Raw genomic sequence first — 13717 nt, 5'->3', positions numbered from 1 at the left:
GGATATAATAAAATCTATTAATAAGAATATCATTTCAAAAGAAATGCTTAAAATATATAAAAGCCACTTACCTTAAATATAGGAAATGACTTTTATAATTTAAAGTTACTTACTTCTATTTTTCATTTTTATGCTGTAAATTTTACAAATCCATAATTACTCATTTTCTTTTTTCTCTTTTCTTTCCTCGGAAGGTTCCTCCGTTGGATCTGGCTCCTGTTCATCCTTTTTATTTAACTCATTATTTTTTTCATTAGAAGGATTTTGCTGTTTATTCTTATCCTGTTCTCTTTGCTCAGAAGGTTCCTCCGTTGGATCTGGTTCCTGTTCATCCTTTGGAGCTGTATTACATCCAAATAGCAATCCTACTGTAAATATGCTTGTCATACAAATAGAAAGTATTTTTTTATACTTCAATTAAAGCGCCTCCTAAAATTAAATATCCTTTGTAGTGTTTCCTATTAAGGATTAGAATTATCCATTTTTTATCCCATTTACTCAAAACACCATTATTATAAAATCTTGCATACTTTTGGACAAACTTTCTTACACTTGTAAAAAAGTTTTTTTGCATTTCCCTACCTATAATTGCTAATATAGTAGAGTAGAACTTTTATAGAGAGAAGGAAAATTATGCACAATGGAATTCGAATGACAACTTTAGTGAAAAGAGCTATGTTGATTTGCGCTGGGGTATTACTTACTTACGAGGCCGCTTTTGGATCAGTACATACCGCTCTAGCAAGTACAGAGGATGAAGCAAAATCAGTTCAACTTGTAAGTGAAATTCAAACTTCTCTTGCACCAAAAGAAGCTCCAAAGCACTATAATGGGCAAGTTAGAAAAGTTGCTTACTTAACATTTGACGATGGTCCTGGAAAATATACAGCTGAGCTTTTAGATATGTTAAAAAGAGAAGATGCAAAAGCAACATTCTTCCTAATTGGTTCAAACGTAAAAGCTTTCCCTGATCTTGTAAAACGTGAAGATGCTGAAGGCCACTATGTTGGGATGCACAGTATGACTCATAACTACAAGAAACTTTACACAGAAGGTCATTACGTAGACGAAATGAAAGAAGACCAAGGCTTAATCGCTGGCGTTCTAGGTAAATCACCTGTATTAACTCGTCCATCTTACGGCTCAATGCCGGGATTAAATGAAGCTCTTCGCAACAAAGTTGTTGAGAATGGTTTGAAAGTTTGGGATTGGACAATCGATTCTTTAGACTGGAAATATAACAAAATGCCTGTTGATGCTGCATCAGCTAAAATTGTAGAAAACGTTCTAGCTCATGCTACAAATCCAACAGAAGTTATTCTAATGCACGATATTCATCCTCAATCAGTTAAAGCAGTACCTGGTATTATTAAAGGACTGAAAGAAAGAGGATATGAATTAGAAGCCTATCATGAGAACGAACATTTCCCATTAAACTTCTGGCATGATAATCGTATGTAATGAAAAGACTTGATTCCCTCTAGCAGGTTATCAAGTCTTTTCATCTTATATATTAAAAAATATAACCTAATAACTTCGCAATTTCACTAATTAAAATACCAACAACTGCAAAGTCAGAATCACCAAATGTTGTATTCTCAAATCCTAATCCACCTAGTATCGGTAATAATATTGCTGGTAGGAATGAGATTAGTAATCCATTTACAAAAGCTCCTAGTATTGCCCCTCTTCTACCTCCTGTTGCATTTCCAAATACAGCCGCTGTTGCTCCCGTGAAGAAGTGAGGAATTAACCCTGGTACAATTACACTTAAACCGATAAATGGAAGAATAAACATGGAAAGTAATCCGGCAATAAAGCTTGTTAAAAAACCAATAATAACCGCATTTGGTGCAAACGGAAAGATTGTAGGACAATCTAACGCTGGTTTTGCATTCGGTACAAGTTTATCTGCGATCCCTTTAAACGCAGGTACGATTTCTGCAATTAACATACGTACACCTGCTAAAATTATATAAACACCTGCTGCAAACGTAATAGCCTGCATGAAAGAATAGACAAGGTAATTTTGTCCGTTGCTTAATTCTGTTTCAATAAATTCTTTTCCAGCAAATGGTGCGACAATAAAGAACAGCACAGCCATCGTTAATGACATAGATACTGATGTATCTCGTAAAAATCCTAATGACTTAGGTACTTTAATTTGTTCTGTTGATTTTTCCTTATTTCCAAATTTACTACCAACAAATCCTGCCGCTAAGTATCCGACCGAACCGAAATGGCCAATTGCAATGTCGTCCATGCCGGTAATTTTTCTAACATACGGTTGTAGTAACGCTGGAAAAATTACCATGAGTGCCCCTAAAATAATTGATCCTACAATAACTAACGAAGTACCTTGCATACCCGTAGTTGAAAATACCGCTGAAATTAAACATGCCATGAATAAGGTATGATGACCAGTTAAAAACACATATTTAAATCTTGTAAATCGTGCAATTAATAAATTCGCAATCATCCCAAATACCATAATTAAAGCTGTTTCTGTTCCTAATGTTTGTTGCGCGATTGCAACTACAGCTTCGTTATTTGGAATAATCCCTTTAATATGGAATGCTTTATCAAATATTTTACCAAAAACATCTAAAGCTCCTATTAATATAGTAGCTCCGCCTCCTAAAACGACGAAGCCCATAATTGTTTTTAATGTTCCTGAAACCGTGTCTGCAAAATTTTTCTTTTGCAGTAGTAAGCCACACATCGCAAACAATCCAACTAATATTGCAGGTTGTCCCAAAATATCCTTCATTATTATGTCAAACATAGCACTACTCCCCTTTCACTGTTTCTACATCAGGTGTTTTTGTAATGCTTCTTTAATTTCATTTAAATCTAAAATGTTCGTTAATCCAGCAACTGTTCGAGTACCATCTTCAAGATTACAAATGATATCCTTCGCACCTAAATATAAATCTGCTTGTTCTGATTTACTTGATGCTAAGTCTGTATGAGATACTTCTGCTTGTAATCCTAATTCGTTTAAAATTTTCTTCACATTCATTTCTACAATAAAACTACTTCCTAATCCATTTCCACATACAACTAATACTTTTTTCATTTCAATCTCCCCTTTAATTAGAATATTTAGCTATCATTTCTAGCATTTCATCTACTGAATTTGAATGAATTAACATCTCTACATTTTTCGGTTCAGATAGCATCTCACTTAATTGTGCTAACGCTTTCAAATGTGTCTCATTATCAATCGCCGCTAATACAATAATTAAATTAGCAGCATGCTCTTGTTTTTCTGAAAAAAGAACACTTTCTTTTAGTTGCAATAAACTCATCCCTAACCTTTTGACTCCTGCTTCTGGACGAGCGTGAGGTATTGCAATTTTAGGTGCGATTACAATATACGGACCTAAATTCTTTACATTCACAATCATCTCAGAAATATATTCTTCAACAATATTTCCGTTTTGTAATAAAGGCTCAGACGCAACACGAATTGCTTCCTCCCAAGTCTCAACATGATTCTCAAGCTGAATAAATTCTCTAGTTAATAGCTCGTTTAACATAGGCTTATATTTCTCCTCCTTATCAATGTGTACCGGGCCACTCATAAACTCTCTCAATTCATTTTTCAAAGACTTTTCATCTAAAATGTCTGCGTATTTTTGGATAATTCCCATCATCATATCAACAGAATCACTTTGATCCTCACCATATAAAACTACATTTATTTTTCGTAGTAACGATGCTTTTTCGGAATCGGTTAGAATTGGATTCACCTTAAAGATAGGAATTTTCTCCTTCTCAAGTTCAGTAGTTGTAATGATGCAATCTACATCAAATGTATTTAATTCATATTCCCGCTTTGAAATGGCTTTTAATATATCAACACTCGAAAATAATTGCTCTAATTGATACTGCAACATACGCGATGTACCGATTCCGTTTGGACAAACAAGCAGAGCTGTTTTCCTTGTACTGGGAACGATTCCCTCTTTCCTCATCCATGCCCCAAAATGCATAGTAATATATGCAATTTCATCAGCTGATACTGCTTTTCCAACATATTCTTCAAAATGATGAATCACTTTTTTTGTTAGGATATACACTTCTTCATAATTTTGCTGGATTGTATAAAGTAATGGGTTTTCTATTTCAATTCCATACTTCACACGATAAAATGCCGGTTTCATGTGCAAATATAGGTCTGATGTAAGCCCTTTGTAATTTTGAAAAATAACACAAGCATAATGTTGAAAATCCTTTATCATATATTCGACGATAAATTGTATTCCATCGATATCATTTTGTTCAATATCTGCTTGTTGAGCATTTATTTTTGCGCCTAACAAATGAGTCGTAATATAATAAATTTCGTCTATTGGAAACTCTACGAAAAATACTCTTTCAAACTGTTTTGCAATATATTTTGCTGCCTCAAATTGTTTTGTTTCTCGTAGTACATCCTTTTCAGCATCTACCATCTCAACACATTTTCCATTTACAATACGATTACGGAATAAATACATGTAAACGCTTAAATTTTCAAGTACCTCATCTGTATACTGAACTCCTAAAAGCTCTTCACAATTGGATAGTATATTTTTTATTATAAGAAGTTCATCGTGATCTTTATTACCGTTTATACTTTTATTCTCATTCGTAATGTATTTCACATGCGAGATTAAATATGCCCATCCATGCTTTGAAATTATTTGTGAAAGATTTAAGATTAATATATTTCGTTTCCCATGTTCATTTCCTTTAATATAGTAACCATTTTTCCGATCAAAATTTAATGAGAGCTGAAACTTCACTAACTCTGTTTTTATTTTTTTTAAGTCAGCAAGTGCAGTATTACGACTTACTTGCACAAGCTCTATTAAATCTTCTAACAGAATTCTTTTCTCTATTGTTAATAAATAAAGAACCAACAATATTTTTCGTTCTTGTGGAGAATATTCATATTGGCTAGTTGTAAATCCATTTAACTTTTTTATCACACTTTGCTTTGTTTCATTATCAAAACAATATCCTAAAGGGCGAATATATTCATACGAATTTAAATCCTCTGCCACTAGCCAATCTTCTATTTTTTTCATATCATAATAAATTGTTCGCTTAGAAACTTGCACGACTTCCATTAATTGAGATACAGAAACATAACTATCAGCTTGAATAATTTGCTGTAATATACTTATACTTCGATTATCTAATATCATATATGACATACACCCTTTCTATACTTGTTATTAAGAAGATTTGCAAGTATAGATACTAACTTTGCAAAATTAGAATTTGAAATCGCTTTCTATTAATATCTTATCTTGTAACTCTCCTAAAATTAAGTCCAAATTTTCGTTTATGCACTGTGCAACGATTGGACTTTTATTTAAAAGTTTAATTATATACGTGCGGTATATGAAATTACACCATACATATGTTTATTTTGAAAACAGTTTGTCAATCTAAGCAGGACAATTTCTCCTGAAACACTTCGTGTACAGTTTTCTCCGTAAATAAGTGGTGTGGTAAATTCTACGTTATACCAAGCGAGATTGCCTTTTTAATTTTTTCTTTAGGTGCCCCACTAAATAAATTTTTTCAACTTACTACCCTTTATACATGAAATAAATTTGATTTGCGATATAATCTGAACTAAAATGAAGTCCCTTCCTTATCCACCAAATGATAATGCCTACCAATGAGGCAGTTTTAATATCGACTGCAACATAATCATCTGGTAACTCCTTGTTTGTATTCTCTCTTCTCGTTTCTATTAATTGCTTTATAAATAAAAATAATTGCTCCTCAAATTGATTCATTTTAAATAAAATAAATAAATAGTTTCGATGGGTATATAAATAATCCAGTAATTGTGTTAGCTTTTGTTTTTCTGATAACTCTCTAGCATGTATTAAATCCACAATTTTATTAGAAAGTTCATTTGAAATCTCATTCGTGATTTTGTCTAGTAAATCTTGAATGTCTTGATAATGTAAGTAAAATGTAGTTCGATTTAATCCTGCTTTTGTTGCGACTTTCTGAACCGTTAAACTTGAAATACTAGGATTCTCACTTAGAAGAGTAAAAACAGCATTTTTAAACATTTCTCTGGAACGAACTGTACGAGGATCTTCTTTTTTATGTGTAGACATTTTAAAACTCCTTTATAGATTTTCTCTTTACTTACTCGACAGAGCATACCTTCTATGTCGAGTAGTGGACATTTTCAGTAAAACTGTTCATGGTCAAAGAAAATTTATTTTGTTACCATTTATTTTATCGACACACTGTCGATAAATCAAGATAACAACGAAGGAGTTTACCAATGCAAAAGGAAATATCAGAAAGAAATAAAAAAATTATATTAATTGTCCTCATTACCGGTTGTTTTTTATCAACATTAAATCAAACTTTATTAAATGTGGCGATGAGCAACTTAATGGACGTATTTGATGTTACAGCTGCAACAGTACAATGGCTATCAACAGGCTTTATGCTCATAAACGGTGTTCTTGTTCCCATTACTGCATTTTTAATGAAACGTTATACAACACGGCAGCTCTTTATTAGCTCGATGCTCTCTTTGTTTATTGGAACTGTTCTCTGTGCATGCGCCATGAATTTTGGCGTTCTGTTAACGGGGCGAATGATTCAAGCAGTTGGAGCAGGAATTATTATGCCACTAATGATGACTGTTATTTTATATTTATACCCTAGTGAAAAGCGCGGAAGTATTATGGGGACCATCGGTTTCGCTATCATTTTTGCGCCAGCCATCGCTCCAACTTTATCTGGCTTTATCATTGAATATGTATCATGGAGATGGCTATTTATTGGATTAACTCCATTTGTATTTATCGTTATAATTCTCGCGCTAAAATATTTAATGAATGTTTCTGAGACAACAAAAGTAAAATTAGACATACTAAGTGTCTTTTTATCAACGATTGGCTTTGGTTGTTTTATATTCGGATTCAGTAGTGCAGGAAGCAAAGGTTGGGATCATCCGGTTGTTATTACTACCATTATCATCGGTATATTCGTTACAACTTTATTCTGTTTCCGTCAAATAAAGTCTACTGATCCATTACTAAATTTATCTGTATTTAAATATAAAATTTTCACTCTTACTTCAGTCATTAACGTACTGATTACGATGATTATGTATGCTGATTTAATTCTTTTACCTATTTACTTGCAAAATGGACGTGGTTTTACCGCATTTGAATCCGGGCTACTTCTTTTACCTGGAGCTGTAATTAATGCCTTCTTATCCCCTATCACAGGCAAAATGTTTGATAAATACGGAGCAAAGCCACTCTTTATTACAGGCTTAATATGTATAATTATTTCAATGTGGGGTGTGATTGATTTAACCGAATCTACAACTTATATGTATATAATGGTTCGTACCATTATTTTACGAATCGGGTTAAGCTTCATTTCGATGCCCTTAAATACTGCAGGGCTGAATGCTTTACCAAGAGAGCTGGGTTCACATGGTTCAGCAGTAAACAATACCATTCGTCAATTAGCGGGGGCGATTGGAACAGCGGTTATCATCACCGTATATACAATCCAATCCACTTCACATACTTTACAGCTCTCTAATGAACATGGAAACATATCAGCTATGCAAGTAGCGAAATTAACTTCTATCTTCAGCTCAAGTGATGCCTACGTATTTATGTTAGTCTTATCTTTTGTTGCTTTAATTATTGCATGTTTCATGCCTAAAAAAAATAGTAATCCCAAAAGATGAAAGTAAATCTTAAAACAAAACCTACACATTTAATATTAAATTCTTAAAAGATGGCTCCGGAGTTGTACCAGGATCATTTTTTTGAGTGCTCTTTGTTAATAACCATCATTATAATCGGGTACATAATGTTCGGTTACTATTTGAAGAAATTGTTTTTTTAAGCCTTTCTTTCCTAATTATGCATCAAAAAAGAATTTCCTTGTAATTTTCATACCGTTGAGCAGCTAAGCACATATTACTCTTAAGGAGTGATACATGTATGGATTTTCTTTCACCTGAATATTGGTCTGCCCTACTTGCCATTATTGTAATCGATTTAGTATTGGCTGGAGATAACGCTATTGTAATCGGATTAGCAGCAAGACGACTGCCGAAAGATCAACAAAAGAAAGTTATTATTTGGGGAACGGTTGGAGCAATCGCTATAAGAGCTGCTGCCACCTTAGTTGTCGTTTGGTTATTAAAAATACCAGGATTACTTCTAATTGGTGGTGTACTTCTTATATGGATTGCTTATAAATTAATTGCTGAAGGAAAAGATCATGATATTAAGGCAGAAGAAGGATTTTGGTCTGCTATTAAAACAATTATTATTGCTGATGCGTTAATGGGCATTGATAATGTTCTCGCTGTTGCCGGAGCTGCTCATGGTAACTTTTCTTTAGTAATCATCGGGTTATTAGTTTCTATTCCAGTAGTCGTATGGGGCAGTACATTAATTTTAAAATGGGTTGACCGCTTTCCTGTCATCATTACGATCGGGGCTGCTGTTTTAGCTTATACTGCTGCAAAAATGATTGTAGATGAGAAATGGTTCGCTGGATTTTTCGAAAGTAATCCTTTCATTAAATGGGCATTCATCATTATTATCATTGCGGGTGTAGTGTTCTTTGGAAAAGCGAAACAAAAAGTAAACAATGGTTCTAAATAAAGTAAAGCTTTAAACAGTTGGGTTTTCCTTATCCCCGCTGCTTTTTATTCCTGACCTAGCAGGCTTTTACGGGCAACGTAACCTAACCTTAACCTTCTTTGCTTTCGCTGAATTTTAAGCTCGGAGTCTTACTACCCGGCAAATAGCGGGATAAATTTTGAACGATATAAATATATTCTCAAATAAAAAATCCTACTCAAATGAGTAGGATTTTTATTACCTATTTAGTTTCCCCGTCTTCAGTCGTCTTAACTTTCGTGTTATTTTTGTCACGATGGTTATAGTTATACTTCGAACGATCTACTGGAGTGAAACCTTCTGGTGTGTAGAATCGTAATAAATCTCCATTAACAACTTGGTCAGAGTATTTAAGTGATTTTTGAACCATGATTTCATTTTGTTTTATTTCGTCTGTTAATTCAACAGGTTTTCCAGTCTTCGTATCATAGTATTTACCGTTCAGTGCAGTTACCGTTGGGCTTACGTAGTTACCGTTACGGAACGGAACGACTTGTTTATGCTCTGGTGATAATAAATCGGATCCGAATTGGACATAATTTTTCGTATCTGTCCCTAGTAAGTGTAATAACGTTGGCAACACGTCAATTTCTCCACCGTATTGATGTTGTACGCCGCCTTCCATTCCTGGTACGCGAATGATTAAAGGTACACGTTGTAATTGAGCATTTTCAAATGAGTTCATTTCTTTACCCATTATTTGAGACATTGCTGCACTATGATTATCTGAAATACCGTAATGGTCACCATACATAACGATAATTGAGTTATCGTATAAACCAGATTGTTTCAAGTAATCAATGAATCCTTTTACAGATTCATCTAAATAACGTGCTGTTTGGAAATACGTATCTACTGATGAATCACCTGTATTCGCTGGTTCAATCGTCGCTTCCGCTTTATCGATCGGATAAGGGAAATGGTTAGATAACGTAATGAACTTCGTATAGAACGGTTGTTTCAACGTTTGTAATAATGGAATTGACTCATTAAAGAACGGTTTATCTTTTAAACCATAGTTTACTACATCTTTTTCGTTCATATCATAGTATGACGCATCAAAGAATTGATTAAAACCAAATGATTTATAAATTTCATCACGGTTCCAGAATGTTTTGTAGTTACCATGGAACACTGCTGATGTGTATCCTTGTTGACCTAAAATAGCTGGTGCTGATTGATACGTATTATGAGCTTTATTTGTAAAAACAGATCCTTGCGGTAATCCATACATTGAGTTCTCTAACATGAACTCTGCATCAGATGTTTTACCTTGTCCTGTTTGATGGAAGAAGTTATCAAAATATAACGTATTCGCATCTTTTGTAAATGAGTTTAAGAACGGTGTAACCTCTTGACCATTTAGCTTATAGTTTAATAAAAAGTTTTGGAATGACTCTAAATGAATATAAATTACGTTCATTCCTTTTCCTTTACCGAAATACTCAGGATTTGGACTTGCATAAGTTGATGTGAGATAGTTTCTAACTTCTGTCATATTATCACCATCTGCTAATGCTCGTTCTGTTGATGCTTTCGCACTTTGAATACCATCATAAATTGTAAAGTTGTACGCGCCTAAATATTTCACAATATAATTACGGTCGAATGTTCTTGTTAATAATTCCGGACGGTCAGATTCTGCAAGTCCTAAGTTAACACTAAAGAATAAAATACCTGCTACAAATACTAGAGATAATTTATGCTTCGCAACACGGATTGGTTTAGGATTTACAAATTTCGTTGCGACTAAAACAATTAGAATAATCGTATCTAAGAAATATAGTGGATCATATACGTGTAGCAATGCAAAAATACTACCACCTAAATCTCCAAAGTTATTCGATTGTGTTAATGTTGGGAACGTAATAAAGTCGCTGAAAAAGCGGTAATATACTACGTTTGCATATAAAAGTATGGACATTAGCAAATTAATAATAATTACCCAAATGTAAGCTCGTTTCCCTTTTGCAAATAATGCAAGCCCTAAAAATAGAACTGCTGAACTAAGCGGGTTAAAAAACAGCAAGAATTTTTGGATTGTGTTTGAAATTCCTAAATTAAATTCTGTTACATACGCTGCATATGTTTTGAGCCATAATAATATAACGGCAAACAGAAAGAATCCAAAATGATTGCTTAACACACTTTTACTCTTTAATAAGAACTGTTTCATTTCTCCACCTCTTTTGATCATCCAAGGCTTATTTATTATAAGTCTGTCTCTCTATTCAATTTTTCTTCTTCAAATAGATTATTTTTATTTAACTATATGAAGAATATTAGTAATTATAATTTGAAGCTAGTATTTATTCAACTATTTCTTTCTAGACATTTTGACCTTGGTTTCTATTTAATGAAATACATTTGTAACATTTCCTGTTTTCTCCCAAGGATTCATCCACTAATTATGACATCCCATACTATATACCTTTATAAACTCATTCGCAAACAAATCTATCTCCAGTTTTGGCACATTTTTCACATGATAAAATAATGCAATTTAATTATATTCCCCCTACTTCAACTAATTCTTTAAATCCTTATAATCATTACATTCCTTTCGTACATTAATTTTTTTTGATCATTAATGTTATATCTGAATAATTATTCATTTAACCCACCATTGATTGTACGTCTTCTCGACAAAAAAACTCGCTCTAAAAAGAGCGAGTTTTTTCATTATATATTATTGACCTTTGTACATTTCATCTACTTGTTTTTGAAGTTCTTCATTTTCTAAGAACTCATCGTAAGTAGCCTCTTTATCGATTACACCGTTTGGCGTTACTTCGATAATGCGGTTTGCAATTGTTTGTACGAACTGATGGTCATGAGATGTGAATAACATTGTACCTTTGAACGCGATTAAACCGTTGTTTAATGCTGTAATAGACTCAAGGTCTAAATGGTTCGTTGGATCGTCAAGTGTAATTACGTTCGCACCACTTAACATCATTTTAGATAGCATACAACGAACTTTTTCGCCTCCAGATAATACAGAAACGTTCTTCTTAACTTCTTCACCTGAGAATAACATACGGCCTAAGAAACCACGTAAGAAGCTTTCTGACTCATCTTGTGGAGAGAATTGACGTAACCAATCAACTAAGTTGGAGTCACTGTTCTCAAAGTATTTAGAGTTATCTCTTGGGAAGTAAGATTGAGATGTTGTAACGCCCCATTTAAATGAACCGCTATCTGGCTCCATTTCACCCATAAGGATTTTAAATAATGTTGTCATCGCAATATCGTTACGACCGATAAATGCAACTTTATCACCTTTATTTAAAGTGAAGTACACATTATCTAACACTTTTTCACCATCAATTGTTTTAGAAAGACCTTCAACAGTTAATAAGTCATTTCCTATTTCACGCTCAGGTGTAAAGCCAACGAATGGATAACGACGTGATGATGGTCTAATATCATCTAATGTAATTTTATCTAATAATTTTTTACGAGAAGTTGCTTGTTTCGCTTTAGATGCGTTTGAGCTAAAGCGTGCAATGAAGTTTTGTAACTCTTTAACTTTCTCTTCTTTTTTCTTATTAGCATCTTGTGTTAATTTTAAAGCTAATTGGCTTGACTCATACCAGAAGTCATAGTTACCAACATAAAGTTGAATTTTACCGAAATCAAGATCAGCCATGTGCGTACATACTTTATTTAAGAAGTGACGGTCATGGGATACAACGATTACTGTATTTTCAAAGTTCATTAAGAAGTTTTCTAACCATTGAATCGCTTTTAAGTCCAAGTGGTTGGTAGGCTCATCTAGTAATAGAATGTCAGGTTTACCAAATAATGCTTGAGCAAGTAATACTTTTACTTTCTCTGCCCCAGTTAATTCTGACAATTTCTTATCATGAAGATCTTCACCAATACCAAGTCCTTTTAGTAAGATTGCAGCTTCTGACTCAGCTTCCCAACCGTTAAGCTCAGCAAATTCACCTTCAAGTTCAGCAGCACGCATACCATCTTCATCACTAAAGTCTTCTTTCATGTAAATGGCATTTTTTTCTTGCATTACTTTGTAAAGTTGCGTGTGACCCATAATTACTGTTTCTAATACTGGGAACTCTTCATATTCGAAGTGGTTCTGTTTTAATACTGCTAGACGCTCACCTGGCGTAATATGTATGTCACCTGTTGATGGTTCGATTTCTCCAGATAAAATCTTTAGAAATGTTGATTTACCAGCACCGTTCGCTCCGATTAAACCGTAGCAGTTACCTGGCGTGAATTTTATGTTAACATCTTCAAATAATTTGCGATCCGCGAAACGCAAACTAACGTTACTTACTGTAATCATTTGTGTCCTCCTACTAATACCGCTTATTTCAGCGTTTTCTCACCGATTGTCTTAAAAAATCGCATATTACGACTCAATTATTGTAGACTATAGCTATTATATAGTAGAAGATGGATGAATAGCAACGGTTGATTGCTATTCATCCATCTTCTATCTTGAATAAAATGTATGTTTTTAACGAAACCATATTATATAGAAGCGATTTTCACAATTTAAGGAGGAGTTATTTTGAAGAAAATATTTATAATTGGAGCATTATGTTTATCTCTCACTTCCTTAACTGCATGTAGTAATAATAACGTAAAAACACCTACTGAATCAAAACAAGAAAAAAAAGAAACAAAAGTAACTGTCGATTCGATTATCACTGAGTTTAAAAACGCTGGTCTCCAAGCAGAAAACCCAACTGATTTACCTCAAAAAGAGTTCGGAAACTTGCGTAAAGAAGGGAAACGTATTATAGTACCAGCACTTGGTGAGGATAACGGTGGTCGCTTATTTGAGATAACTAAAAAAGAAGATTTAGAAAAAGTTAAGAAATATTACGATGAATTAGGAAATTCTGCTCCTATGTTATTCTCTCATACACATGCAAAAGGCGATTTTCTTTTGCAAATGAATGGCGATATGAAAGATGAAGAATTTGCAAAATATAAAGATGTCATGGACAAGTTTATTAAGTAACAAAAAAATCCCCCTTTAAAGGGGG

At 33.5% G+C, this 13717-nt stretch carries 11 protein-coding genes; 4 read left to right on the top strand and 7 right to left on the bottom strand.

Features of this window, described 5'->3' with window-relative positions; translation table 11 throughout:
• Positions 1-156: 156 nt before the first annotated feature.
• Positions 157-417 carry a hypothetical protein gene (locus tag BAQ48_RS16140; protein ID WP_071711881.1) on the bottom strand — a complete coding sequence of 87 codons (261 nt, stop codon included), beginning with the start codon at positions 415-417 and terminating at the stop codon, positions 157-159.
• A gap of 216 nt (positions 418-633) precedes the next feature.
• Here BAQ48_RS16140 and BAQ48_RS16135 point away from each other — a divergent pair, with 216 nt between their 5' ends.
• On the top strand, positions 634-1461 hold the full coding sequence (locus BAQ48_RS16135; RefSeq protein WP_071711880.1) for a peptidoglycan-N-acetylglucosamine deacetylase: 828 nt from the start codon (positions 634-636) through the stop codon (positions 1459-1461).
• A 52-nt stretch (positions 1462-1513) separates the two neighbouring features.
• On the opposite strand, the gene BAQ48_RS16130 is transcribed toward BAQ48_RS16135, so the two are convergent.
• The 4 genes from BAQ48_RS16130 to BAQ48_RS16115 form a co-directional block, all read right to left on the bottom strand.
• Positions 1514-2785 carry a PTS ascorbate transporter subunit IIC gene (locus BAQ48_RS16130; RefSeq protein WP_071711879.1) on the bottom strand — a complete coding sequence of 424 codons (1272 nt, stop codon included), beginning with the start codon at positions 2783-2785 and terminating at the stop codon, positions 1514-1516.
• A 24-nt stretch (positions 2786-2809) separates the two neighbouring features.
• The gene (locus BAQ48_RS16125) at positions 2810-3079 is read right to left on the bottom strand and encodes a PTS sugar transporter subunit IIB (RefSeq protein ID WP_071711878.1); all 270 of its coding nucleotides are present in this window, start codon (positions 3077-3079) and stop codon (positions 2810-2812) included.
• Positions 3080-3092: 13 nt separating this feature from the next.
• Complete coding sequence (locus BAQ48_RS16120; protein ID WP_071711877.1) at positions 3093-5198, bottom strand: BglG family transcription antiterminator; 2106 nt, start codon at positions 5196-5198, stop codon at positions 3093-3095.
• Positions 5199-5588: 390 nt separating this feature from the next.
• The gene (locus BAQ48_RS16115) at positions 5589-6134 is read right to left on the bottom strand and encodes a TetR/AcrR family transcriptional regulator (RefSeq protein ID WP_071711876.1); all 546 of its coding nucleotides are present in this window, start codon (positions 6132-6134) and stop codon (positions 5589-5591) included.
• A 173-nt stretch (positions 6135-6307) separates the two neighbouring features.
• Between BAQ48_RS16115 and BAQ48_RS16110 the strand changes: the two genes are divergently transcribed.
• Positions 6308-7744, top strand: coding sequence for a DHA2 family efflux MFS transporter permease subunit (locus BAQ48_RS16110; RefSeq protein ID WP_116758528.1), 1437 nt, complete (start codon positions 6308-6310; stop codon positions 7742-7744).
• Between the two features lie 259 nt (positions 7745-8003).
• Positions 8004-8675 (top strand): TerC family protein, encoded by a 672-nt coding sequence (locus tag BAQ48_RS16105; RefSeq protein WP_071711875.1) that lies wholly within the window; start codon positions 8004-8006, stop codon positions 8673-8675.
• 220 nt (positions 8676-8895) lie between these two features.
• Here BAQ48_RS16105 and ltaS read toward each other — a convergent pair whose 3' ends face one another.
• Together ltaS and BAQ48_RS16095 are read right to left on the bottom strand one after the other, a co-directional pair.
• Positions 8896-10869, bottom strand: a complete 1974-nt coding sequence (gene ltaS, locus BAQ48_RS16100; protein ID WP_071711874.1) for a lipoteichoic acid synthase — start codon at positions 10867-10869, stop codon at positions 8896-8898.
• A 513-nt stretch (positions 10870-11382) separates the two neighbouring features.
• Positions 11383-13008: an ABC-F family ATP-binding cassette domain-containing protein gene (locus tag BAQ48_RS16095; protein ID WP_071711873.1), complete on the bottom strand. Its 1626-nt coding sequence runs from the start codon at positions 13006-13008 to the stop codon at positions 11383-11385.
• 228 nt (positions 13009-13236) lie between these two features.
• Between BAQ48_RS16095 and BAQ48_RS16090 the strand changes: the two genes are divergently transcribed.
• Positions 13237-13692: a stress protein gene (locus tag BAQ48_RS16090; RefSeq protein ID WP_071711872.1), complete on the top strand. Its 456-nt coding sequence runs from the start codon at positions 13237-13239 to the stop codon at positions 13690-13692.
• The last annotated feature ends 25 nt before the right edge of the window (positions 13693-13717 follow it).

The sequence above is a fragment of the Bacillus luti genome, assembly GCF_001884105.1.
Taxonomy (GTDB): Bacteria; Bacillota; Bacilli; order Bacillales; family Bacillaceae_G; genus Bacillus_A; species Bacillus_A luti.
This window is presented reverse-complemented; position numbering and strand designations above follow the sequence as displayed.

Bases quoted from the DNA above. Each gene is read 5' to 3' on its own strand.
- BAQ48_RS16095 (WP_071711873.1), bottom strand. From the start codon at position 13,008: ATGATTACAGTAAGTAACGTTAGTTTGCGTTTCGCGGATCGCAAATTA.
- BAQ48_RS16125 (WP_071711878.1), bottom strand. From the start codon at position 3,079: ATGAAAAAAGTATTAGTTGTATGTGGAAATGGATTAGGAAGTAGTTTT.
- BAQ48_RS16115 (WP_071711876.1), bottom strand. From the start codon at position 6,134: ATGTCTACACATAAAAAAGAAGATCCTCGTACAGTTCGTTCCAGAGAA.
- BAQ48_RS16135 (WP_071711880.1), top strand. From the start codon at position 634: ATGCACAATGGAATTCGAATGACAACTTTAGTGAAAAGAGCTATGTTG.
- ltaS (WP_071711874.1), bottom strand. From the start codon at position 10,869: ATGAAACAGTTCTTATTAAAGAGTAAAAGTGTGTTAAGCAATCATTTT.
- BAQ48_RS16110 (WP_116758528.1), top strand. From the start codon at position 6,308: ATGCAAAAGGAAATATCAGAAAGAAATAAAAAAATTATATTAATTGTC.
- BAQ48_RS16130 (WP_071711879.1), bottom strand. From the start codon at position 2,785: ATGTTTGACATAATAATGAAGGATATTTTGGGACAACCTGCAATATTA.
- BAQ48_RS16120 (WP_071711877.1), bottom strand. From the start codon at position 5,198: ATGATATTAGATAATCGAAGTATAAGTATATTACAGCAAATTATTCAA.
- BAQ48_RS16105 (WP_071711875.1), top strand. From the start codon at position 8,004: ATGGATTTTCTTTCACCTGAATATTGGTCTGCCCTACTTGCCATTATT.